The sequence below is a fragment of the Pseudomonas sp. GW821-FHT10C09 genome (genome assembly GCF_059415465.1).
The window spans coordinates 42033-64827 of sequence record NZ_JBWKNG010000032.1; the positions used below are offsets into that span (position 1 = coordinate 42033).

The following is a 22795-nucleotide window of genomic DNA, read 5'->3' on the forward strand; positions in this document are numbered from 1 at the left end:
ATCACTTTGGTTACGGTGTTGCCTGTCGTCGGCCGCCGGGTGTGGTTATAATCGACCACTTTATGAGCAAGAAGCGCGTTATGCAGCTGGTTCGAGGCCTCCAAAATCTGCGCCCCCAGCATCGGGGCTGTGTCGCCACTATTGGCAACTTTGACGGTGTTCACCGTGGCCACCAGGCTATCCTGGCGAGGCTGCGTGAACGTGCGCTCGAGTTGGGCGTGCCTAGCTGCGTGGTGATTTTTGAGCCGCAGCCGCGAGAATTCTTCGCCCCGGACACGGCCCCGGCCCGTCTGGCCCGGCTGCGGGACAAACTGCAGCTGCTGGCCGACGAAGGTGTCGACCGCGTCCTGTGCCTGGCCTTCAACCAGCGGTTGAGCAAGCTCAGCGCCAGCGAATTTGTCGATACCATTCTGGTTGACGGCCTTGGCGTGCAGCACCTCGAAGTCGGTGACGACTTCCGCTTCGGCTGTGACCGCGTCGGCGATTTCGATTTCCTGCAACAGGCCGGCATCGTTCAGGGCTTTACCGTGGAAGCTGCGCAAACCGTAGAGCTGGACGGTATTCGCGTCAGCAGCACCCAGGTCCGCAATGCCCTGGCCGCTGCCGATTTTGTCCTGGCCGAGCGATTGCTCGGGCGGCCGTTCCAGATTACCGGGCGGGTGCTGCATGGCCAGAAGCTGGCGCGGCAGTTGGGTACGCCCACGGCCAACATACAACTCAAGCGCCGTCGCGTGCCGCTGACCGGGGTTTACCTGGTCAACGTCGACATCGACGGCAAGACCTGGCCAGGCGTCGCCAATATCGGCGTGCGGCCAACGGTCCAAGGTGATGGCAAAGCCCACCTCGAAGTGCATCTTTTAGATTTTGCCGGCGATCTGTATGACCGGCGTTTGACGGTGGTCTTCCACCACAAGCTGCGTGAAGAGCAGCGTTTCGCCTCTCTGGAGGCGCTTAAGACGGCGATCAATGCGGATGTCGCCGCCGCCCGTGCCCTGTCGCACCTAGCGCCAATCGCTAATGAAGAGCCTTAAATGACCGACTATAAAGCCACGCTAAACCTTCCGGACACCGCCTTCCCAATGAAGGCCGGCCTGCCTCAGCGCGAACCGCAGATTCTGCAGCGCTGGGACAGCATTGGCCTGTACGGTAAGTTGCGCGAGATTGGCAAGGATCGTCCGAAGTTCGTCCTGCACGACGGTCCTCCGTACGCCAACGGCACGATTCACATCGGTCATGCGTTGAACAAGATTCTCAAGGACATGATCATCCGCTCGAAGACCCTGTCGGGTTTCGACGCGCCTTATGTTCCGGGCTGGGACTGCCACGGCCTGCCGATCGAGCACAAAGTCGAAGTGACCCACGGCAAGAACCTGGGCGCGGACAAGACCCGCGAACTGTGCCGTGCCTACGCCACCGAGCAGATCGAAGGGCAAAAATCCGAATTCATCCGTCTGGGCGTGTTGGGCGACTTCGCCAACCCGTACAAGACCATGGACTTCAAGAACGAAGCCGGTGAAATCCGTGCCCTGGCGGAAATCGTCAAGGGCGGCTTCGTGTTCAAGGGCCTCAAGCCTGTGAACTGGTGCTTCGACTGCGGTTCGGCCTTGGCTGAAGCGGAAGTCGAATACGAGAACAAGAAGTCCTCGACCATCGACGTAGCGTTCCCGATTGCCGACGAAGCCAAACTGGCTGCCGCATTCGGTCTGCCGTCGCTGGCCAAGCCTGCTTCGATCGTGATCTGGACCACCACCCCGTGGACCATCCCGGCCAACCAGGCATTGAACGTTCACCCGGAATTCAACTACGCCCTGGTCGACGTCGGCGACAAACTGCTGGTACTGGCTGAAGAGCTGGTCGAGTCTTGCCTGGCCCGTTACAGCCTGGAAGGTTCGGTCATTGCGACCACCACCGGTAAAGAACTCGAACTGATCAATTTCCGTCACCCGTTCTACGATCGCCTGTCGCCGGTTTACCTGGCCGAGTACGTTGAACTGGGCGCTGGCACCGGCGTGGTTCACTCCGCACCGGCCTACGGCGTGGACGACTTCGTGACCTGCAAGAAGTACGGCATGGTCAACGACGACATCCTCAATCCAGTACAAAGCAACGGCGTTTACGCGACCTCGCTGGAGTTTTTCGGCGGCCAGTTCATCTGGAAAGCCAATCCGGCCATCGTCGACAAACTGACTGAAGTCGGTGCGCTGCTGCACACCACCATCATCGAACACAGCTACATGCACTGCTGGCGTCACAAGACCCCGTTGATCTACCGCGCCACCGCGCAGTGGTTCATCGGCATGGACAAAGAGCCTGCGACCGGCGAGACCCTGCGCAAGCGGGCGATCAAAGCCATCGAAGACACCAAGTTCGTTCCGGCCTGGGGCCAGGCGCGCCTGCACTCGATGATCGCCAACCGTCCGGACTGGTGCATCTCCCGCCAGCGCAACTGGGGCGTGCCGATCCCGTTCTTCCTGAACAAGGAAAGCGGCGAACTGCACCCACGCACTGCCGAGCTGATGGAAGAAGTCGCCAAGCGCGTCGAAGTCGAAGGCATCGAAGCCTGGTTCAAGATGGACGCTGCCGAACTGCTCGGTGACGAAGCGCCGCAGTACGACAAGATTAGCGACACCCTGGATGTCTGGTTCGATTCGGGCACCACGCACTGGCACGTCCTTCGTGGTTCGCACCCGATGGGCCACGAAACCGGTCCACGCGCCGACCTGTACCTGGAAGGCTCGGACCAACACCGTGGCTGGTTCCACTCGTCGCTGCTGACCGGTTGCGCCATCGACAACCACGCGCCGTACCGCGAACTGCTGACCCACGGTTTCACCGTCGATGAGTCCGGCCGCAAAATGTCCAAATCGCTGGGCAACGTGATCGCGCCGCAAAAGGTCAACGACACTCTGGGCGCCGACATCATGCGCCTGTGGGTGGCTTCCACCGATTACTCGGGTGAAATGGCGGTTTCCGAGCAGATCCTGCAACGCAGTGCGGACGCCTACCGGCGTATCCGTAACACCGCGCGCTTCCTGCTCTCGAACCTGACCGGCTTCAACCCGGCCACCGACATCCTGCCGGCCGAAGAAATGCTCGCGCTGGACCGTTGGGCCGTGGACCGCACCTTGCTGCTGCAACGCGAGCTGCAAGAGCATTACGGCGAATACCGCTTCTGGAACGTCTACTCCAAGATCCACAACTTCTGCGTGCAGGAGCTGGGCGGTTTCTACCTCGACATCATCAAGGACCGTCAGTACACCACTGGCGCCAACAGCAAGGCCCGCCGCTCGGCGCAAACCGCGCTGTATCACATCTCCGAAGCGCTGGTGCGCTGGATCGCGCCGATCCTCGCCTTCACTGCTGACGAACTGTGGGAATACCTGCCGGGCGAGCGTAACGAGTCGGTGATGCTCAACACCTGGTACGAAGGTTTGACCGAGCTGCCGGAAGGCGTCGAGCTGGACCGCGCCTACTGGGAGCGGATCATGGCCGTCAAAGTAGCCGTCAACAAGGAAATGGAAATCCAGCGCGCGGCCAAGGCCGTCGGTGGCAACCTGCAAGCCGAAGTGACGCTGTTCGCCGAAGAAGCGTTGAGCGCCGACCTGGCCAAGCTGAGCAACGAACTGCGCTTCGTCCTGATCACTTCCACCGCAACCGTCGCGCCGTTCGTGCAGGCACCGGCTGATGCCGTGGTCACCGAAGTCAGCGGCTTGAAGCTGCAAGTGGTCAAGTCCAGCCACGCCAAGTGCGCCCGTTGCTGGCACTGCCGTGAAGACGTCGGCGTGAACCCGGAGCATCCGGAAATCTGCGGTCGTTGCGTCGACAACATCAGCGGCGCTGGCGAGGTTCGTCACTATGCCTAATGCCGTTGGCCGTTTCGGACGGCTGAGCTGGCTCTGGTTGAGTTTGCTGGTCCTGGTCATCGACCAGGCCAGCAAGTTCTACTTTGAAGGCAAGCTCCAGATGTATCAGCAAATCGTGGTGATCCCCGATTTGTTCAGCTGGACCCTGGCCTACAACACCGGCGCGGCATTCAGCTTCCTGGCTGACAGCTCCGGCTGGCAGCGCTGGCTGTTCGCATTGATTGCCGTGGTGGTCAGTGCGGTGCTGGTGGTGTGGCTCAAGCGTCTTGGGCGCAACGAAACCTGGCTGGCCGTCGCCCTGGCACTCGTGCTGGGCGGCGCGCTGGGCAATTTGTATGACCGCATCGCGTTGGGCCATGTGATCGATTTCATTCTGGTGCATTGGCAGAACCGCTGGTATTTCCCGGCGTTCAACTTTGCCGACAGCGCAATTACTGTCGGTGCGGTGATGCTGGCACTGGATATGTTCAAAAGTAAGAAGACCGGAGAAGCCGTTCATGACTGAACAGGTATTGGCTGAGCAACGCATCCGCCAGAACACGGAAGTCACCTTGCACTTTGCACTGCGCCTGGAGAACGGCGATACCGTCGACAGCACCTTCGACAAAGCCCCGGCGACCTTCCAGGTCGGTGACGGCAACCTGTTGCCAGGTTTCGAAGCGGCACTGTTCGGCTTCAAGGCGGGCGACAAGCGTACGCTGACGATTCAGCCAGAAAACGCTTTCGGCCAGCCGAACCCGCAAAACGTACAGATCATCCCGCGTTCGCAGTTCAAGGACATGGAGCTGTCACCGGGTTTGCTGGTGATCTTCAACGATGCGGCGAATACTGAGCTGCCTGGTGTGGTGAAAGAATTCGATGACGAGCAAGTGACCATCGACTTCAACCACCCGCTGGCCGGCAAGACATTGACCTTTGACGTCGAGATCATCAGCGTCAAATCGTTGTAACTTGTGGGAGCGAGCCTGCTCGCGAATGCGTCATCACATTCAACATCAATGATGACTGACACACCGCTTTCGCGAGCAGGCTCGCTCCCACATTAAGTTATTCACTGTTTTCGCTATTTCTTGCGCGCAAGACACGAGGCACAGCATGCAAATCAAACTCGCCAACCCCCGTGGCTTCTGCGCCGGTGTGGACCGTGCGATCGAAATCGTCAACCGCGCCCTGGAAGTGTTCGGGCCGCCGATCTACGTGCGCCACGAAGTGGTCCACAACAAATTCGTCGTCGAAGACCTGCGTGCTCGCGGGGCGATCTTCGTTGAGGAACTGGATCAGGTGCCGGACGACGTCATCGTGATCTTCAGTGCCCACGGCGTTTCCCAGGCAGTGCGTACCGAAGCCGCGGGCCGTGGCCTCAAGGTGTTCGACGCGACCTGCCCGCTGGTGACCAAGGTGCACATCGAAGTCGCGCGCTACAGCCGCGATGGTCGTGAGTGCATCCTGATCGGCCACGCCGGTCATCCGGAAGTCGAAGGCACCATGGGCCAGTACGATGGCAGCAATGGTGGCGCGATCTACCTGGTCGAAGACGAGAAAGACGTCGCCGCGTTGCAGGTAAACAACCCTGAAAAACTAGCCTTCGTGACCCAGACCACCCTGTCCATGGACGACACCAGCCGCGTGATCGACGCACTGCGTGCCCGTTTCCCTGCGATTGGTGGGCCGCGCAAGGACGACATCTGCTATGCCACGCAAAACCGTCAGGACGCGGTCAAGCAACTGGCCGACGAATGCGACGTGGTGTTGGTGGTTGGCAGCCCGAACAGCTCCAACTCCAATCGCTTGCGTGAACTGGCCGAGCGCATGGCCACTCCGGCTTACCTGATCGACGGCGCCGAAGACCTGCAAAAGAGCTGGTTTGAGGGTGTCGAGCGTATCGGCATTACCGCTGGTGCCTCGGCTCCGGAAGTGTTGGTGCGCGGCGTGATCCAGCAATTGCAGGCGTGGGGCGCCACCGGTGCCGATGAACTGGCCGGTCGCGAGGAGAACATCACGTTCTCCATGCCTAAAGAGCTGCGCGTGCGCTCGTTGCTCTGAAGCGTTTCCCACCCGGACATAGCGCCTGCTCGGCTTTTTTGCTGCGCAGGCTGACGCGACCCGTAGCGGCCAGTACCACCTGGAGCTGGCTGACCGGTTCGCGGGCTGCGCAAAAGTGCACTGTCCCCGCTTGAAACGCCCGTCCGGGCATCTGAGGTTCGCCTATCCCGCTGAATCGTATGTAACGCCTGACCGGCCCATTGCCGACAATCGCCCCTCGAGCGCCACTGACGCGCTCAACCAGCAGCGGATTGCTGCTGTCCTTCGGCCCTTTGCCACTGATGTCCAGAATGATCCGCCAACCCTGACCCCAATCCCCGTTGATGCCATGAATCACCACGGCTTGATTGCGTGTGATGGCCAGGGTTCTGGCGTTGCGAATACCACTGACCAGCGCGTTCGCCGCCGCCTCGCGATGGTTCGATTCAGTGAGTGCCGCGAACGCCGGACTGACCAACAGCAGAACAATTGCGGCAATCGCCAGTCCCATAAGCAGTTCGATCAGGCTGAATCCTTGCTGATGCATGGCATTTCCCTCCCTGGAGTGGTGTGACCCGCGCAATCCTTGCGCGAGTAATGGCAAATCAACCTGCCTGGGCCGGTCGAATGTTCTAGCGTGTAGAAGCAGGTATAGCCGACGGCAACGGAGGGCACCGATGGATCATCGTACAAAAGGTTTCACGCTGATCGAGTTGTTGATCACGCTCGCGGTGTTTCTGATCCTCATCACCCTGGCCGTGCCGGCGTTTACCCGTTCGGTGCAAACCACCCGGGCCGATACCGAAATCGGCGACTTGCAGCGTGGACTCAATTTCGCCCGGCTGGAGGCCATCGACCGTGGCATCACCACCCGGGTCCGTCCGACGGCGGGCGGCAGTGTGTGGACCGGTGAACTGACGGTCTATGACGGTACTGGCACACCGGCCAATGTATTGCGGGTTGTTCCAGCGATGAGCAGCGGCGCCACTCTGACGCTAACCTCAGGAGTGACCGCGCTGGACTTCAACAACCTGGGCGGTTTGTCGGCACCGTCTACCGCCGTGGTCATCAACTATGTATCGGGGACGCAAAGCAGGACGCTGAACGTGTGTTTGAACGGACGAATTCTATTGGGTGGAAGTTGCGGATGAGGGGATGGAGCAAGCGTGCACAGGAGGGCATGACGCTGATCGAAGTCTTGGTGGCGTTGTTGATACTGACCGTGGGGCTATTGGGGGCGGCGGCGATTCAGCTCAATGCGCTGAAGTACACCGACAGTTCGCGGATGACCAGCCAGGCGAGTTTTATCGCCTACGACATGATGGACCGCATCCGCGCCAATTCCGCCGCCGATTACACCGTCACGCCTCCGACCTCGGGCAACCTGAGTGTCGCCCGGGACCAGGACCTCTACGATTTCACCACCAACATCGCCAATTTCGGCGGCGCGACGGCCACTGGCAGCGTGACGCTGAACCAGCGGGTCTACACCATCACTATCAATTGGGATGACTCACGCGCCGCCAATATCGCCAGCTCGCGCCGCAGCTTTGTCCTGACCAGCCGCGCCTCAGTCGACCCGGTGTCCACGCCATGAACCGCTCCAGCCGAGGGTTCGGTTTGATCGAGTTGCTGATTGCGCTGGCGTTGAGTCTGATCGTGGTCCTGGGCGTGGCGCAGATTTTCATCGCGGCGAAAAATACCTACGTCAGCCAGAACGTCTCCGCGGCGATGCAGGAGGACGCGCGTTTTGTGTTGAGCAAAATGATTCAGGAAATCCGTATGGTCGGCATGTTCGGCTGTCTGGGCACCATCACCGATTCGAGCTCGTCGGGTGACTTCAACGCCAGTCAGATCACCCCCATCAACTGGGACAACGCCAACCTCAAGTTGACCCTGGTGACAGCGGATGTCGGCAGCAACGGCGGGGCGCCGACCTGGACGGTGGTGTCTGACTGTCGCAACTCGGCGACGGCGTATACCGGCGCGCGAACACCCGCGACAGGGTTTCTGGCCTTTCCGATCCGGCGATTGATCTACAGCTTCAGCAATAACCAGATATTGATGGGGGCCGGCGCCGGCACGCCCACCCAGTACGTGCTGGTGAATAACGTCAGTGCGTTTAACGTGAGTTTCGGCCTCGCCAGTTCCGCCACCGACGTGGCGGCTTCCAGCTACAGCAGCAACCCGTCGGACCCGGCGCGCATTCGCAGCGTACGCCTGTCCCTGACCCTCACCGACCCGAACAATCGGGTGCGCAACCAGACCTTCAGCGTGGTTGCCGCCTTGCGCAACCGCCTGCCATGAGGGTGGCCAACATGACGTACTGCGCGCAACGTGGCATGGCGCTGCTGGTCAGTCTGGTGTTTCTGCTGTTGCTGACACTGATCGGCCTTTCTTCGATGCAGAACGCCACCCTGCAGGAAAAAATGGCCGGCAGCGTGAGCCTGCGCAACCAGTCATTCCAGGGCGCCGAAGCGGCGTTGCGCGTGGGTGAAAGCGCGGTGCAACTCGACAGCTATTCATTGCCGGTCTGCGGCCAGTGCGCGCCACCGGCCGAAGCCACGAGCATCACGGCCGCCGGTCTCAACTCCAGCTCTGGTGTGACGTGGATCGCTTCCGGCAGTGGCTTTTACGGGGTGCAAAACATCGGCACCACGCTCAACGCCGTCAATGTGCCGAGCAATACCTCGGCGACGCTTTACCGGGTGACCGCCGTCGGCATCGCGGGCAACTCGCGCAGCGTCGTGGAGAGTATTTATGCGAAGTACTGAATGGCGCTCGCGCGTTTGGCGGTCGTTTTACGGTGCGTTGTTGGGCTTTTATCTGTCGGCCCCGGCGTATGCCTTCACGCCTTCGGATTCACCGCTGCTGAGCGCCGCGGCTGTTGCGCCGAACGTGATGTTGCTGATCGACGATTCGGGGAGCATGAACAGCATCATTTATGCCGCCGGGTTCGATCCGACCGTTACAGGGCGCACGCCCGCCAGACAATGCAATTTATTCCTCGGGCTATGTTTGAGCGGCAGCGACATCGTCGGTGATTCGATCTTCCTGTCCAGTCTGCCGCAGTCCGGATGCTCCAGTGGGGCCTACGCGTTTTACAACAACAGCCTGGCGCCGTTGTGCCTGAAGTTGCCGGACCCGGTGGGCAATGAAAACACCCGGTACTCCGACGATTACCTGTCGTACCTGGTGGGTCTGGCCAACGGCAGCAACCGGGACTTCACCACGGGTTCGATCCCCAACGACTACCGCATGAACGTGGCGCGAAACGTGTCCACGGCGCTGGTGAGCAGCAACCGCGGCTTGCGCATGGGGCTTGCGACGTTCAATCCGGTGAACAGCAGCAACTCTGGCAATGGCGGCTTCATCGCCCGCTCGATCAGTGATCTGTCAGTGGTGAGTGGCAGCGTGACCCAGTCGCAGGCCGACAACAATTACAACAACCTGATCAGCTCCATCAACGGCTTGAGCGCCGTGGCCAATACGCCGCTGGCGGAAACCTATTACGAAATCACCCGCTACTTTCGGGGCCTGGCGCCTTACTACAACTCGACGCCAGCCACGTACACCAGCCCGATCCAGTACCGTTGTCAGAAAAATTACGGCGTGGTCATCACCGATGGCCTGCCGACCTTTGACCGGAGCTTCCCGACCAACGATCCGCTGGGAGGTGCTCGCCTGCCGAACTGGGATGGCGTGAACAACGACGGCAACAACCTCAATGGTGACGGCGAAGGTGACACGCTTTACCTCGACGATATCGCCAAGTTCGCGTTCGACATCGATATGCGCTCCACCGGCACCGACGCGGCGGGCAAGAGCTGGAACGCAGTGGACTTCCCGAAACAGAACATGAACACCTACACCGTGGGGTTTACCGCTGCGAACCAGATGTTGTCGGACGCGGCCAGCTATGGACAGGGCAAGTATTATCAGGCGACCGATAGCGTGGGGCTCAACAGCGCGTTGTCGTCGGCGTTGAGTGAGATCACTTTCAAGGCCGGTTCCGGGGGAGGCGGTGTCACCAGTGGCATCACCCTGACCAGCGGATCCAGCTATTTCCAGACCAGCTATGACCCGAAGGACTGGCGCGGCACCATCAAGTCCTTCGGTTTCACTTCTGCTGGAGCGGTGAACACTGCTGCTGTGCAATGGACCACCGACACCACCATCGTCCCCGGCGCGACCGCACCGACCTTTCAATCCTGGAACACCCTGAGTAACACTGCCGTCACGCTGGCCTACAGCAGTTTCTCGCCGGCGCAGCAGGCATCGTTGAGTCAAAGCCTGCCCACCGGCATCACCGGCAGCGATCTGGTGGAGTGGAGCAAGGGCACCAATAAAACCGGGCTCAAGGTGCGCAGCGTATTGCTCGGCGACATCATCAACTCGCCGCTTGTACTGGCATCCCCTGTGGATAAAACCGCTTCCGATCTGCTGGGCGACAGCACTTACAGTACCTACCTGGCCACCAAAGCCACCAATATGAGTGCCAGCCTGGTGGTGAACGCCAACGACGGTTTTGTGAATGTCATCAACTCGGCCAACGGGGTCAGGCGCTATGCCTATATGCCGTCCAGCGTTTTGCCCGCACTGCGCTATATCGCCGATCCGACCTACATCAACGGTGTGAGCCACAAGTACCTGGTCGACGGTCAGGTCGGTGTGTTCGATGCCCAACTCAGCGGTGCCTGGAAAACCCTGGCTATCGGCGGCACCGGTGCGGGCGGCAAAGTCTTCTATGCGCTGCAACTGTTCGACGCCTCGTTGGGTAACGCGTTCAAGGCGCTGTGGGAAATCGCTGCGCCCACCACGCCGAGCACGGCGAACGTTTTCAATGACCTGGGTTATGCCTACGCGCGGCCGGAAGTGGCACGCTTGGCCGATGGTCGATGGGCTGCGTTCATTTCCAACGGCTATGGCAGCAACTCCGGCGTTGCGGCGTTGTACGTGGTCGATGTGCGTGACGGCTCGTTGATCAAAAAAATCGTGGTCGACAGCACTGAAACCACCAATGGGCTGTCGTCGGTGAAACTGAGGGTCAACTCGCAGAACGTGGTGCAGGCTGCCTATGGCGGCGACTTGAAGGGGCGGTTGTGGAAGTTCGACCTGAGCGCCACGGCGCCCGATACCTGGGGCGTGGCCTTTTCCGGCAAACCGTTGTTTACCACGGCAGGCGGCGCCACTCAGCCGATCACCGCGCAACCCTTGCTGGCGGATAATGCACTGGGCGGCAAGGAAGTGTTTGTCGGCACCGGTAAATTCAACGAGACGGCCGACAAGACCAACAAGGATCTGCAGGCGTTTTATGCGGTGTGGGACGCGGACGGGGGATCGGGTCAGATCACCGTGGCCAGTTTGCAGGCGCAGGCGGTAACCGGTGTGTTTGCGGGGAGCGCGGATCAATTCATCACCACCAGCCAGAACGATGTGACTTACCCGGCAGAGAAGGGCTGGTACTTGCCACTGGTGTACAACAACGTGCTGACAGGTGAGCGGGTGATCAATCAGGCGAGTCTGGTGCTGGGGCGGATTGTTTTTACCACGGCGAGTGTGGACACCACCGACCCGTGCGCCAGCTTCGGCACCGGCAAACTGGTCGAACTGGAGGCGTTCAGCGGTAAGATGCTCAACTATGCGGTGCTTGATACCAACAGCGACGGTGTGGTCGACAGCGCCGACATGGTGTCGAGCGGTGTGGTTTCCGCCGGCGGCATTTCGACCGTGAACGCCATCGTCAACGGCGGAACCGGTAAGATTCTTAACGATTCCAGTGGCAACATCAAAACGCTAGTAGAAAAAGGTGGCGGCGGCAGCCGTCGCATCATGTGGCGACAAATACAGTAAGTGAGAGTTGAGGCATGCGTAGATCCAACCGAGGTTTTACCCTGATCGAAATCATGATCGTGATTGCGATCATCGGGATCGTCATGACCATTGCCGCCCCGAGCTTCACCGAGTACCTGAAGAAGGGCCGGCGCAGCGAAATCGCCGGGGTGTTGTCGGAGCAGGCGCAGATCCTTGAACGGTTCTACACCAAGAGCAATGTCTACACCAACGCCACCGGCCTGAGCGCCGGCAATGACTATTACACCATCACCCCGACAATCACTGACCAGACCTTCCTGCTGACGGCGGTGCGCAAGGCTGGCTCGAGCATGGCCACCGACAAGTGCGGGGATTTCACCCTCACCAATACCGGTGTTCGGAACATGGTCAACGCCACAGCCGGTTTGACCGCCAAGGATTGCTGGGGTCGCTGAGTTTTCTTTCGGGCGCCTTTTGCGCCCTTTGTCTATTTAACGGTTGGATCTGAACATGACCAGGCAACAGCAAGTGGTGATTGTCGGCGGCGGCGTGATCGGGCTGCTGACGGCGTTCAATCTCGCGTCTGAAGTGCGCAGCGTGGTGCTGCTGGATCGTTCGAACGTTGGGCAGGAGTCGTCATGGGCCGGGGGCGGGATTGTTTCGCCGCTCTATCCGTGGCGCTACAACCCGGCGGTCACTGCTCTGGCCCATTGGTCCCAGGATTTTTATCCACAGCTCGGTGAGCGATTGTTCGCTGCGACCGGAGTCGATCCTGAAGTTCACACCACCGGCCTGTACTGGCTGGACCTGGATGACGAAGCTGAGGCACTGGCGTGGGCCAAACGGGAAAACCGTCCGCTGCGGGCTGTGGATATCTCGGCGGCTCACGATGCAGTGCCAGTGTTGGCCGCGGGGTTCTCGCGGGCGATCTACATGGCCGATGTGGCCAATGTGCGCAATCCGCGGCTGGTGAAGTCGCTGAAGGCTGCGTTGCTGGCGCTGCCGAATGTGACCATCCACGAGCAGTGCGAAGTCAGCGGCTTCATTCGTGAAGGCGATCAAGTCGTTGGTGTGCAGACGTCGACGGGGGCCATTCAGGGTGATCAAGTGGTGCTGACCGCTGGTGCCTGGAGCGGTGATTTACTCAAAGGCCTGGGCCTGGCGCTGCCGGTCGAACCGGTGAAAGGGCAGATGATTTTGTACAAGTGCGCGGCAGATTTTCTGCCGAGCATGGTGCTGGCCAAGGGGCGTTACGCGATTCCCCGCCGCGACGGGCACATTTTGATCGGCAGCACGCTGGAGCATGAAGGCTACGACAAGACGCCGACCGATTCGGCGTTGGAAAGCCTGAAGGCATCGGCGGTGGAGTTGATTCCCGCATTGGCGGATGCCGAAGTCGTCGGGCACTGGGCCGGGTTGCGGCCGGGCTCGCCGGAAGGCATTCCTTACATTGGTCAGGTGCCCGGGTTTGAGGGGCTTTGGCTCAATTGCGGGCATTACCGCAATGGGTTGGTGTTGGCGCCGGCGTCGTGTCAGTTGTTTGCGGATGTGATGCTGGGGCGTGAGCCGATTATTGATCCCAAGCCGTACGCGCCGACCGGGCGGATCTAGTCGCAGGATCTTCGGCGACTGTCATTGCCTTCGCGAGCAGGCTCGCTCCCACACTGGATCTGTGAGCTATGCAAAATCCTTGTGGGAGCGAGCCCGCTCGCGAAGGGGCCCTCAATCCAACCCTAGTTTCTTGAGCCTGTAACGCATCGACCTGAACGAAAGATTCAACCGCTGAGCCGCCGCAGTACGGTTCCAGCGGGTTTCCTCCAGCGCCTGGAGAATGACTTTGCGCTCGACGTTTTCCAGATAGTCTTCCAGATTGTCGATCTGCGTCAGGTCCGGAACCCCGCCTTCTGCCGCGCAATTACCCTCGGCCAGTCGTAAGTCGCTGGCTTCGATCTGCTTGTTCTCGCACAAGGTGTGAGCCCGTTCGAGCACGTTCTCCAGTTCCCGCACATTGCCTGGAAACCGATAACTTTTCAGCGCATCCAGTGCGAGCGGATGGAGTGTCGCGGCAGGTCGGCCACTGTCGGCCGCCAAGCGCCTGAGCACATGGCTGGCCAATGCCTCGATGTCGTCACGGCGTTCGCGCAAGGGCGGAACCCGCAGTTCGATGACATTGAGCCGGTAGTACAAATCCTGACGAAAACGCTCGGCGGCGATTTCGGCCTCAAGGTCTTTGTGGGTGGCGCAAAGGATGCGCACGTCGACCACGGTTTCCTGTTGCTCACCAATACTGCGCACGGCTTTTTCCTGAATCGCACGCAGCAGTTTGACCTGCATCGCCAACGGCAAATCCGCGACCTCATCGAGGAACAGCGTGCCGCCTTGGGCGGCCTGGAACAGTCCGCGCTTGTCTTCGATGGCGCCGCTGAAACTGCCTTTGCGATGCCCGAAGAACTCGCTTTCCATAAGCTCTGACGGAATCGCCCCACAGTTGACCGGGACGAAGGGGTGATGGGCTCGCGGGCCTTGTTCGTGGATCAGTCTTGCAACCAGCTCCTTGCCGCTGCCGGATTCGCCGCTGATGTACACCGGCGCCTGGCTGCGGGCGAGTTTGTCGATGTGTTTGCGCAGGTTGCGCATGGGCAGTGAGTTGCCCAGCAGCCGGCGATCAATCGCCGTACTGGCGTCGGTAGGGGCGGGCAGGCGCAGGGCGCTGGTGACCAACTCCCGCAGGCGAGTGAGGTCGACCGGTTTGGTCAGGAAATCGAAGGCGCCGGCCTTGAGCGCGTTGATCGCTGTTTCAAGGCTGCCGTAGGCGGTGATCATCGCCACCGGCACCTGTGCGTAACGCTGTTGGATGTGCTGCACCAGCTCAAGGCCGGTACCGTCGGGCAGGCGCATGTCGGTCAGGCACAGATCGAAGGTTTCCCGGGCCAGCAACGCTTGCGCATCGCCCAGGTTACGGGCACTGAAGGTATCGAGTTTCATCCGTCCCAGGGTGATTTCCAGGAGTTCGCGGATATCCGGTTCGTCGTCGACGATCAGGACTTTGGGCCGTGGGCTCATGTTCAACTTTGTTTCCGTCCGTGAGCAAAAGTGATGCGAAAGCAGCCGCCGCCTTGGCGTGGTTTGAAGTCTAGGCGGGCCTGGTTGCTTTCGCACAGCTCACGGGACAGATAAAGCCCCAGGCCTGTGCCTTGGCTACTGGTGGTGAAAAACGGTTCGAACAAATGCCCCTGCTGGTCTGGCGCCACGCCGGGGCCGTCGTCCACAACCTCGAGAATCGGCAATTGGCTGTCGGCATCGACAAACAACTTGAGCCAGACCTGAGCCGTGTGGTGATTCAGGGCGCTGTGGCGCCAGGCATTTCGCAACAAATTGTCCAGGACCTGAGTGAGCTGGTTCGGGTCCATCAAGGTGTTGAAGTCGCCGGAACCCATACACAGGTGGATCTGCCGGGCGTCGTTCGCGTTCTCACGGGTTTCAGCGACGAACCGTTCCAGCCACGGCTTCAGGTCCAGCCGTTGCGGGATAGTTTGCTGGCGGCGGGACAGTTGCAGGACGTTTTCGATAACCCGATTCATTCGCTGAGAGTGGTCTTGAATAATCTGGGTCAGACGCCGATCCGCCCCGTTGAGTTCCTCGGATTCGCGCAGCAATTGCGCGGCATGACTAATGGCACCCAATGGATTGCGGATTTCATGGGCAATACCCGCGGTCAGTCGACCGAGGGCGGCGAGTTTCAGTTGCTGTGCCTGTTGTGCGACCTGAGCGATGTCTTCGAGGAAAACCAGGGTCTGAGGACTCGGGCTTTGGTCCAGGGCAATGAAGCTGGGTTGCAACTCCAGGCCGCTGCCGGGGATTTTCAGGCTTTGCGGGCGTAAGGTCGGGTTGTTGAACCACAGCTGAAGACGTTCGACCAGCGTCGGGGAAAAGTCGTCGATCAGCCGTCCATCGAGTGCTTTGTGCCCTAGCAGGATCAAGGCGCTGTGATTGGCCAGTTGCACCCGTCGCTGTTCGTCGAGCACCAGAATGCCCGTGCGCATGCGCTGCAGGATCAACGCGTTGAGCGTTTCGAGCCCCATCACTTCGCTGGCCCGTTGTTCGGCGAGGTGCTCGCTGACTTCCAGGCGACTGCTCAGCCCTTGCACCAGCAAAGCCGCGGCAAAACACAGGGCGCCGAGCATGCCGACTTGCAGGTAATCGTTGGGGCTGGCCGGATGGCTGAAACTCAGGAGGAAACTCAAACCGACGATGCCCAGCGCGCCGACCGCGGCGATTAACAGGCCGATACGTCCACGCAGCAGGGTATTGCTGATGGCCACCGACACAATCAACAGATTGCCGATGGCGCTGGCCACTCCGCCCGCGGCGTAGAACAAACCGCAGAGCAGCAAGACATCGACTAGCGCCAGGCTGAACAGCTGCGCCGGCCGTCGGGTGTTTTCCAGAAACACCACCAGCAGAATGTTCAGTACCAGATACAGCCAGCTGCCATTGCGCAACAGATCGTCATTGGCGAACGCCAGCAACTGGTTGTCCAGGTTACTGGTCATCAACAGCACCAGGGTGATGCCGATGCTTAAACGGTAGAGGTGATAGAGACGCAGCAGTCGCTGCGCCTGTTTGCCGCCGGGACTGGAGGTCTCAGCGACCACTGGGGCCCGGGCCTTGCTCGAGGTGAGCCTGGCTGCAATACCACTGTTGTTGAAGGCTCAGCGCGCGGTCGCGGGGCAGGTGCACGCCGCAATGGGCGCAACGGACCATGGGAGCAGCCTCCAGCTCGGCGGAGGACCTTGGGGCGTTAGCCGCGCCCTTGAACTTGCGCCAGAACCATACTGCAGCGGCAATCAGGGCGATCCAGAACAGTAAACGAAGCATGGTGAGCTGCTTTATGACGAGTGATTCAGCAGTTTAGCCAAGGTCATGCCGAGCGCACAGCGTAATCATCACGCCCACAAAAAAGGAGCCTCGCGAGGCTCCTTTTTGTACAACCTGAGGTGTCAGTCGAACACGCCAAAGGTCATGTAGCTGAACCACGAACGGTCGCTGTTGTTGCCTTCGGACTCGTGTTGCTCTTCTTCGACGGCGTCGCCATTGCCATCTTTAGGCTTGAGCTCGCTCGGAATCGCGTCCTTGGCATCCTGGAACTGCTTCTGCACGTCCTGGTTGGCGCGGGTTTCACCCGGCGGCAGCGGCGGACGGGATTCGATCAGGCCCAGGGTGGCCTTGCTCAACCACGAACGGTTGTCGGCTTCGGCAACCGAAGGCTGGAACTGACCGTCCACCAGGCTTGGGTGGTTCGGGTAGTTGAGCTTCAGGGTTTCGAGGCTGGTGGCTGCCAATTCGTCCAGGTGCAGACGCTGGTAGGCTTCAGTCATGACCGCCAGGCCGTCACCGACGGACGGGGTTTCCTGGAAGTTTTCCACCACGTAACGGCCACGGTTCGCGGCGGCGACATAGGCCTGACGGGTCAGGTAGTAGTCGGCAACGTGAATCTCGTAGGAGGCCAGCAGGTTGCGCAGGTAAATCATGCGCTGCTTGGCATCCGGCGAGTAGCGGCTGTTGGGGAAGCGGCTGGTCAGCTGGGCGAACTCGTTGTAGGAGTCGCGAGCGGCACCCGGGTCACGCTTGGTCATGTCCAGCGGCAGGAAGCGCGCCAGCAGGCCGACGTCCTGGTCGAAAGATGTCAAACCTTTCAGATAGTAGGCGTAGTCCACGTTCGGATGCTGTGGGTGCAAGCGAATGAAACGCTCGGCAGCAGACTTGGCGGCTTCAGGCTCGGTGTTCTTGTAGTTGGCGTAAATGAGCTCGAGTTGAGCCTGATCAGCGTAGCGACCGAACGGATAGCGCGATTCCAGAGCCTTCAACTTGGCAATGGCGCTGGTATAGCTACTATTGTCCAGATCGTTCTGAGCCTGCTGGTACAGCTCGACTTCGCTAAGGTTTTCGTCTACGACTTCCTTCGATGAGCAAGCAGCGGTCAATGCGAGGATGGCGATCAGCAGCAGGTGTTTCACTTGCATGGCGGCTTGCGTCCCTATGACGGCCGCTGTCTTGGGCGGGGCCGTCCTGTTATGATGAGCGCCCCGTTGAATAGCCTCGGGGCAAAAGACGCCGTATTTAACCACAAGCGCGCAGCCGAAACCAAAGGCTGTGCCGACGCCTAGTCTGAGCATGTCCGATAAAATTGAACTTCGCGCAGAGGTGCCGTCCGAATTGGGCGGCCAACGCCTCGATCAAGTCGCCGCACAATTATTCGCTGAGCACTCGCGCTCGCGCCTTTCCGCCTGGATCAAAGACGGCCGCCTGACTGTGGATGGGGCGGTTATCCGCCCGCGAGACATCGTTCACGGTGGCGCCATTCTTGAACTGACCGCCGAGCAGGAAGCTCAGGGCGAATGGATCGCTCAAGACATCGAACTGGACATCGTCTATGAAGACGACGACATCCTGGTGATCAACAAACCTGCGGGTCTGGTGGTGCATCCGGCTGCCGGCCACGCTGATGGCACCTTGCTCAACGCCTTGCTGCACCACGTGCCGGACATTATCAATGTGCCCCGCGCCGGGATCGTGCATCGCCTGGACAAGGACACCACCGGTCTGATGGTGGTGGCCAAGACCATTCAGGCGCAGACACAGCTTGTCACGCAATTGCAGAGCCGCAGCGTAAGCCGGATCTACGAATGCATCGTGATCGGCGTGGTGACGGCAGGCGGCAAGATCAACGCGCCGATCGGTCGTCACGGCCAGCAACGCCAGCGCATGGCGGTGATGGAAGGCGGCAAGCAAGCCGTCAGCCACTACCGCGTGCTTGAGCGTTTCCGCTCCCACACTCACGTGCGGGTGAAGCTGGAAACCGGTCGTACCCACCAGATTCGTGTGCACATGGCCCACATCAACTACCCGTTGGTCGGAGACCCTGCCTACGGCGGTCGCTTCCGTATCCCGCCGGCAGCCAGTGTGACCATGGTCGAGTCGTTGAAGGCGTTCCCGCGTCAGGCCCTGCATGCGCGGTTCCTGGAGCTGGATCACCCGACCACCGGTAAACGCATGAGCTGGGAATCGCCACTGCCGGACGATTTCGTCTGGTTGCTGACTCTGCTCAAGCAAGACCGTGAGGCGTTCATCGGATGAGTGACTGGCTGATTCCCGACTGGCCTGCGCCTGCCGGGGTGAAAGCCTGCGTGACCACCCGTGCGGGCGGCGTCAGTCTGGCGCCGTTCGACAGCCTCAATCTAGGCGATCACGTCGACGACAGCCCCGAAGCTGTGGCCGAAAATCGCCGTCGTCTCACCGATCATTTCTCTATTCAACCGGCCTGGCTGCAACAGGTTCACGGCATTGCCGTGGCCCACGCGGACCCAGGCCAGGTCGTCACTGCTGACGCCAGTTGGACAGCCACGCCCGGTATTGCCTGCGCTTCAATGACCGCTGACTGTTTGCCGGCGCTGTTCTGCGACCGTGCCGGCACGCGCGTTGCGGCCGCCCATGCCGGCTGGCGCGGGCTGGCGGCGGGTGTGCTGGAAGCGACGCTCGACAGTCTGGACGTCCCGCCCGCAGACGTGCTGGTCTGGCTCGGCCCGGCCATTGGCCCCAAAGCCTTTGAAGTCGGCCCGGAAGTGCGCGAAACCTTTGTCGAGCAATTGCCTGAAACCGCGAAAGCTTTCGAGCCAAGTCAAAACGCCGGCAAGTTCATGGCCGATATCTACGAGCTGGCGCGTTTGCGCCTCGCAGCTCGTGGTGTCACGGCTGTTTACGGTGGCGGTTTCTGCACCGTGACCGATCCGCGCTTCTTTTCTTACCGCCGCAGTCCACGCACCGGTCGGTTTGCCTCCCTTGTCTGGTTGGAACGCTAGACTTCCCTGATCTGCATCAACTGATCGACGCTTGAAACTCCCAGAATCGACCGCATCTATAACGGTATCTGGCAGGTTTCTTCATTCAGGATGTTTTATAGGTCCGGCCTGCTCAAAAGGAAGGTGACCCATGCGTATAGATCGTTTAACCAGCAAATTGCAGTTAGCACTCTCCGACGCCCAATCCCTGGCTGTCGGCCTCGACCATCCCGGCATCGAGCCGGCACACTTGATGCAGGCCATGCTCGAACAGCAGGGTGGTTCGATCAAACCCCTGCTGATGCAGGTCGGTTTCGACGTCAACAGCCTGCGTAAAGAGCTGACCAAAGAGCTCGACCAGCTGCCGAAAATCCAGAACCCGACCGGCGACGTGAACATGTCGCAGGATCTGGCGCGTCTGCTCAATCAGGCTGATCGCCTGGCCCAGCAGAAGGGCGACCAGTTCATCTCCAGCGAACTCGTGCTGCTCGCCGCCATGGACGAGAACAGCAAGCTCGGCAAATTGTTGCTGGGGCAGGGCGTGAGCAAGAAGGCCCTGGAAAACGCGATCAACAACCTGCGTGGTGGCGAAGCGGTCAACGATGCCAACCACGAAGAGTCGCGCCAGGCGCTGGATAAATACACCGTCGACCTGACCAAGCGCGCCGAAGAAGGCAAGCTCGATCCGGTGATCGGCCGTGACGACGAAATTCGCCGGACCATTCAGGTCCTGCAACGCCGTACCAAGAACAACCCGGTGCTGATCGGTGAGCCTGGCGTGGGTAAAACCGCCATCGCCGAAGGCCTGGCCCAGCGCATCATCAACGGCGAAGTGCCGGACGGCCTGAAAGGCAAGCGCCTGCTGTCCCTCGATATGGGTGCGTTGATCGCCGGTGCCAAGTATCGCGGTGAGTTTGAAGAGCGCCTGAAATCGCTGCTCAACGAGCTGTCAAAGCAGGAAGGTCAGATCATTCTGTTCATCGACGAACTGCACACCATGGTCGGCGCCGGTAAAGGCGAAGGTTCGATGGATGCGGGCAACATGCTCAAGCCTGCGCTGGCGCGCGGCGAGCTGCATTGCGTCGGCGCGACCACGCTCAACGAGTACCGCCAATATATAGAGAAGGACGCGGCCCTCGAGCGGCGCTTCCAGAAAGTGTTGGTGGACGAGCCGAGTGAAGAGGACACCATCGCGATTCTGCGTGGCCTCAAAGAACGTTACGAGGTTCACCACAAGGTGGCGATCACCGACGGCGCGATCATTGCCGCAGCCAAACTCAGTCATCGCTACATCACGGACCGTCAGTTGCCGGACAAGGCCATCGACCTGATCGACGAAGCGGCCAGCCGCATCCGCATGGAGATCGACTCCAAGCCGGAAGTGCTCGACCGTCTGGAACGTCGCCTGATTCAGTTGAAGGTGGAATCCCAGGCGCTGAAGAAAGAAAGCGATGAAGCGGCGATCAAGCGCCTGGAAAAACTCCAGGAAGAAATCGTCCGCCTCGAACGTGAGTATTCGGACCTCGAAGAAATCTGGAATTCGGAAAAAGCCGAAGTCCAGGGTTCTGCGCAGATCCAGCAGAAAATCGAACAGTCCCGTCAGGAACTGGAAGCCGCGCGCCGTAAAGGCGACCTGAACCGCATGGCCGAGCTGCAATACGGGGTAATCCCGGACCTGGAGCGCAGCCTGCAAATGGTCGACCAGCACGGTAAAAGCGAGAACCAGTTGCTGCGCAGCAAGGTGACTGAGGAAGAAATCGCTGAAGTCGTGTCGAAGTGGACCGGCATCCCCGTGTCGAAAATGCTCGAAGGCGAGCGCGACAAGCTGATGAAGATGGAAAGCCTGTTGCACCAGCGTGTGATCGGCCAGGACGAAGCGGTGATCGCGGTTTCCAACGCGGTGCGCCGTTCGCGGGCCGGGTTGTCCGACCCGAATCGCCCGAGCGGTTCGTTCATGTTCCTCGGCCCGACCGGTGTCGGTAAAACCGAGCTGTGCAAGGCACTCGCCGAGTTCCTCTTTGATACTGAAGAGGCGATGGTGCGGATCGACATGTCCGAGTTCATGGAGAAACATTCCGTGGCCCGGCTGATTGGTGCGCCACCAGGCTATGTGGGCTATGAAGAGGGCGGTTACCTGACCGAGGCGGTGCGTCGCAAGCCTTACTCGGTGATCCTCCTGGACGAGGTCGAGAAGGCCCACCCGGATGTGTTCAACATCTTGCTGCAAGTGCTGGAAGATGGCCGCCTGACCGACAGCCATGGCCGCACAGTGGATTTCAAGAACACCGTGATCGTCATGACGTCCAACCTGGGCTCGGTGCAGATCCAGGAACTGGTCGGTGATCGTGAGGCACAGCGCGCGGCGGTGATGGATGCGATTTCCACCCACTTCCGGCCGGAGTTCATCAACCGGGTCGACGAAGTGGTGATCTTCGAGCCCTTGGCGCGGGATCAGATCGCGGGCATTACCGAGATCCAGTTGGGTCGCCTGCGCAGTCGCCTGACCGAGCGTGAGCTGAAACTGGAGCTGAGTCCTGAGGCCATGGATAAGCTGATCGCGGTGGGTTACGACCCGGTGTACGGCGCACGTCCGCTCAAACGAGCGATTCAGCGCTGGATCGAGAACCCGCTGGCTCAGTTGATTCTGTCGGGTCGTTTCTTGCCCGGCGATACCGCCAAGGGTGTGGTGGAAAACGACGAAATCGTATTCGTCTGACCCATCCAGGCAACAAAACTGACGAGGCCTCGCATTGCGAGGCCTTTTTTTCGCCAGGCTGTTGAACTCTAAGGAAAAGGCTTGTAAAGTGCGCCCCGCAGTCAGTCACCCGCCAGGGTTTCCGCTCCCCAAGCAGGAATCCAAAATAAGTTGCAAATCATTAACTTGAAAGCAATTTAGGGGGTTGACAGAGGTGCTGAAGATTGTAGAATAGCGCGCCTCAGACACACGAACGCAGCGATGCGAACGGGTCGAAGAGAACGCAAAAGCTTCACCGTTGTAAATTGAAATATGTAGTTCCGTGATAGCTCAGTCGGTAGAGCAAATGACTGTTAATCATTGGGTCCCAGGTTCGAGTCCTGGTCACGGAGCCAATTTCAAACCGGGGTATAGCGCAGTCCGGTAGCGCGCCTGCTTTGGGAGCAGGATGTCAGGAGTTCGAATCCCCTTACCCCGACCATTTTTGGGTCGTTAGCTCAGTTGGTAGAGCAGTTGGCTTTTAACCAATTGGTCGTAGGTTCGAATCCCACACGACCCACCAT

At 60.0% G+C, this 22795-nt stretch carries 20 protein-coding genes and 3 tRNA genes; 18 read left to right on the forward strand and 5 right to left on the reverse strand.

Features of this window, described 5'->3' with window-relative positions; translation table 11 throughout:
- Positions 1-80 precede the first annotated feature (80 nt).
- From ribF to ispH, 5 genes are all read left to right on the forward strand, one after another.
- A complete protein-coding gene (gene ribF / locus AC07N8_RS26585) occupies positions 81-1031 on the forward strand; it encodes a bifunctional riboflavin kinase/FAD synthetase (protein WP_027924197.1) in 951 nt (316 codons plus the stop codon).
- A complete protein-coding gene (gene ileS, locus AC07N8_RS26590; protein ID WP_483842970.1) occupies positions 1032-3863 on the forward strand; it encodes an isoleucine--tRNA ligase in 2832 nt (943 codons plus the stop codon).
- The gene (lspA, locus tag AC07N8_RS26595) at positions 3856-4368 is read left to right on the forward strand and encodes a signal peptidase II (RefSeq protein ID WP_123433514.1); all 513 of its coding nucleotides are present in this window, start codon (positions 3856-3858) and stop codon (positions 4366-4368) included. The genes ileS and lspA overlap by 8 nt, the downstream gene beginning before the upstream one ends.
- A 7-nt stretch (positions 4369-4375) precedes the next feature.
- Positions 4376-4813 carry an FKBP-type peptidyl-prolyl cis-trans isomerase gene (gene fkpB, locus AC07N8_RS26600; protein WP_010467538.1) on the forward strand — a complete coding sequence of 146 codons (438 nt, stop codon included), beginning with the start codon at positions 4376-4378 and terminating at the stop codon, positions 4811-4813.
- Positions 4814-4958: 145 nt separating this feature from the next.
- Entirely contained in the window at positions 4959-5906 is a 948-nt protein-coding gene (ispH, locus tag AC07N8_RS26605) for a 4-hydroxy-3-methylbut-2-enyl diphosphate reductase (protein ID WP_483842969.1), read from the forward strand.
- Here the strand turns inward: ispH and AC07N8_RS26610 are convergent.
- Positions 5875-6432: a GspH/FimT family pseudopilin gene (locus AC07N8_RS26610; protein ID WP_493146553.1), complete on the reverse strand. Its 558-nt coding sequence runs from the start codon at positions 6430-6432 to the stop codon at positions 5875-5877. The genes ispH and AC07N8_RS26610 overlap by 32 nt on opposite strands.
- 130 nt (positions 6433-6562) lie before the next feature.
- On the opposite strand from AC07N8_RS26610, the gene AC07N8_RS26615 reads away from it, so the two are divergent.
- From AC07N8_RS26615 to thiO, 7 genes are read left to right on the forward strand one after another with little or no spacing between them, the layout of a single operon-like run.
- Positions 6563-7036, forward strand: a complete 474-nt coding sequence (locus tag AC07N8_RS26615) for a GspH/FimT family pseudopilin (protein ID WP_483842967.1) — start codon at positions 6563-6565, stop codon at positions 7034-7036.
- On the forward strand, positions 7033-7482 hold the full coding sequence (pilV, locus tag AC07N8_RS26620) for a type IV pilus modification protein PilV (RefSeq protein ID WP_493146551.1): 450 nt from the start codon (positions 7033-7035) through the stop codon (positions 7480-7482). Before AC07N8_RS26615 ends, pilV begins: the two co-directional genes overlap by 4 nt.
- Entirely contained in the window at positions 7479-8192 is a 714-nt protein-coding gene (locus AC07N8_RS26625) for a PilW family protein (protein ID WP_483842965.1), read from the forward strand. The genes pilV and AC07N8_RS26625 overlap by 4 nt, the downstream gene beginning before the upstream one ends.
- Positions 8189-8659 (forward strand): pilus assembly PilX family protein, encoded by a 471-nt coding sequence (locus tag AC07N8_RS26630; protein WP_483842964.1) that lies wholly within the window; start codon positions 8189-8191, stop codon positions 8657-8659. The genes AC07N8_RS26625 and AC07N8_RS26630 overlap by 4 nt, the downstream gene beginning before the upstream one ends.
- Positions 8646-11738: a pilus assembly protein gene (locus AC07N8_RS26635; RefSeq protein WP_493146548.1), complete on the forward strand. Its 3093-nt coding sequence runs from the start codon at positions 8646-8648 to the stop codon at positions 11736-11738. The genes AC07N8_RS26630 and AC07N8_RS26635 overlap by 14 nt, the downstream gene beginning before the upstream one ends.
- A gap of 14 nt (positions 11739-11752) precedes the next feature.
- Positions 11753-12154 (forward strand): type IV pilin protein, encoded by a 402-nt coding sequence (locus tag AC07N8_RS26640; protein WP_493146546.1) that lies wholly within the window; start codon positions 11753-11755, stop codon positions 12152-12154.
- 55 nt (positions 12155-12209) lie between these two features.
- On the forward strand, positions 12210-13310 hold the full coding sequence (gene thiO / locus AC07N8_RS26645; RefSeq protein ID WP_483842961.1) for a glycine oxidase ThiO: 1101 nt from the start codon (positions 12210-12212) through the stop codon (positions 13308-13310).
- Between the two features lie 111 nt (positions 13311-13421).
- On the opposite strand, the gene AC07N8_RS26650 is transcribed toward thiO, so the two are convergent.
- The 4 genes from AC07N8_RS26650 to AC07N8_RS26665 all read right to left on the reverse strand — a co-directional run bounded on the left by AC07N8_RS26650 (position 13422) and on the right by AC07N8_RS26665 (position 17722).
- On the reverse strand, positions 13422-14762 hold the full coding sequence (locus tag AC07N8_RS26650) for a sigma-54-dependent transcriptional regulator (protein WP_483842960.1): 1341 nt from the start codon (positions 14760-14762) through the stop codon (positions 13422-13424).
- Positions 14763-14764: 2 nt separating this feature from the next.
- Positions 14765-16354, reverse strand: a complete 1590-nt coding sequence (locus AC07N8_RS26655; RefSeq protein ID WP_483842959.1) for a sensor histidine kinase — start codon at positions 16352-16354, stop codon at positions 14765-14767.
- Entirely contained in the window at positions 16344-16577 is a 234-nt protein-coding gene (locus tag AC07N8_RS26660; RefSeq protein WP_027924182.1) for a PP0621 family protein, read from the reverse strand. Before AC07N8_RS26660 ends, AC07N8_RS26655 begins: the two co-directional genes overlap by 11 nt.
- A 122-nt stretch (positions 16578-16699) precedes the next feature.
- A complete protein-coding gene (locus tag AC07N8_RS26665) occupies positions 16700-17722 on the reverse strand; it encodes an outer membrane protein assembly factor BamD (RefSeq protein WP_310270753.1) in 1023 nt (340 codons plus the stop codon).
- A gap of 151 nt (positions 17723-17873) precedes the next feature.
- Between AC07N8_RS26665 and rluD the strand changes: the two genes are divergently transcribed.
- From rluD to AC07N8_RS26695, 6 genes are all read left to right on the forward strand, one after another.
- Complete coding sequence (gene rluD, locus AC07N8_RS26670) at positions 17874-18836, forward strand: 23S rRNA pseudouridine(1911/1915/1917) synthase RluD (protein WP_007942311.1); 963 nt, start codon at positions 17874-17876, stop codon at positions 18834-18836.
- Positions 18833-19558, forward strand: a complete 726-nt coding sequence (pgeF, locus tag AC07N8_RS26675; protein WP_493146541.1) for a peptidoglycan editing factor PgeF — start codon at positions 18833-18835, stop codon at positions 19556-19558. Before rluD ends, pgeF begins: the two co-directional genes overlap by 4 nt.
- 130 nt (positions 19559-19688) lie before the next feature.
- On the forward strand, positions 19689-22253 hold the full coding sequence (clpB, locus tag AC07N8_RS26680; RefSeq protein WP_483842957.1) for an ATP-dependent chaperone ClpB: 2565 nt from the start codon (positions 19689-19691) through the stop codon (positions 22251-22253).
- Positions 22254-22551: 298 nt separating this feature from the next.
- Positions 22552-22627 (forward strand) — tRNA-Asn (locus AC07N8_RS26685).
- 9 nt (positions 22628-22636) lie between these two features.
- Positions 22637-22713, forward strand: a tRNA-Pro gene (locus AC07N8_RS26690).
- Between the two features lie 5 nt (positions 22714-22718).
- Positions 22719-22794: transfer RNA gene (locus AC07N8_RS26695), tRNA-Lys, on the forward strand.
- Position 22795: the final 1 nt, after the last annotated feature.

Excerpts from the sequence above, each read along its gene's own strand:
- ribF (WP_027924197.1), top strand. The coding sequence starts at position 81 with ATGCAGCTGGTTCGAGGCCTCCAAAATCTGCGCCCCCAGCATCGGGGC.
- ileS (WP_483842970.1), top strand. The coding sequence starts at position 1,032 with ATGACCGACTATAAAGCCACGCTAAACCTTCCGGACACCGCCTTCCCA.
- lspA (WP_123433514.1), top strand. The coding sequence starts at position 3,856 with ATGCCTAATGCCGTTGGCCGTTTCGGACGGCTGAGCTGGCTCTGGTTG.
- ispH (WP_483842969.1), top strand. The coding sequence starts at position 4,959 with ATGCAAATCAAACTCGCCAACCCCCGTGGCTTCTGCGCCGGTGTGGAC.
- AC07N8_RS26610 (WP_493146553.1), bottom strand. The coding sequence starts at position 6,432 with ATGCATCAGCAAGGATTCAGCCTGATCGAACTGCTTATGGGACTGGCG.
- AC07N8_RS26615 (WP_483842967.1), top strand. The coding sequence starts at position 6,563 with ATGGATCATCGTACAAAAGGTTTCACGCTGATCGAGTTGTTGATCACG.
- pilV (WP_493146551.1), top strand. The coding sequence starts at position 7,033 with ATGAGGGGATGGAGCAAGCGTGCACAGGAGGGCATGACGCTGATCGAA.
- AC07N8_RS26625 (WP_483842965.1), top strand. The coding sequence starts at position 7,479 with ATGAACCGCTCCAGCCGAGGGTTCGGTTTGATCGAGTTGCTGATTGCG.
- AC07N8_RS26630 (WP_483842964.1), top strand. The coding sequence starts at position 8,189 with ATGAGGGTGGCCAACATGACGTACTGCGCGCAACGTGGCATGGCGCTG.
- AC07N8_RS26635 (WP_493146548.1), top strand. The coding sequence starts at position 8,646 with ATGCGAAGTACTGAATGGCGCTCGCGCGTTTGGCGGTCGTTTTACGGT.
- AC07N8_RS26640 (WP_493146546.1), top strand. The coding sequence starts at position 11,753 with ATGCGTAGATCCAACCGAGGTTTTACCCTGATCGAAATCATGATCGTG.
- thiO (WP_483842961.1), top strand. The coding sequence starts at position 12,210 with ATGACCAGGCAACAGCAAGTGGTGATTGTCGGCGGCGGCGTGATCGGG.
- AC07N8_RS26650 (WP_483842960.1), bottom strand. The coding sequence starts at position 14,762 with ATGAGCCCACGGCCCAAAGTCCTGATCGTCGACGACGAACCGGATATC.
- AC07N8_RS26660 (WP_027924182.1), bottom strand. The coding sequence starts at position 16,577 with ATGCTTCGTTTACTGTTCTGGATCGCCCTGATTGCCGCTGCAGTATGG.
- AC07N8_RS26665 (WP_310270753.1), bottom strand. The coding sequence starts at position 17,722 with ATGCAAGTGAAACACCTGCTGCTGATCGCCATCCTCGCATTGACCGCT.
- rluD (WP_007942311.1), top strand. The coding sequence starts at position 17,874 with ATGTCCGATAAAATTGAACTTCGCGCAGAGGTGCCGTCCGAATTGGGC.
- pgeF (WP_493146541.1), top strand. The coding sequence starts at position 18,833 with ATGAGTGACTGGCTGATTCCCGACTGGCCTGCGCCTGCCGGGGTGAAA.
- clpB (WP_483842957.1), top strand. The coding sequence starts at position 19,689 with ATGCGTATAGATCGTTTAACCAGCAAATTGCAGTTAGCACTCTCCGAC.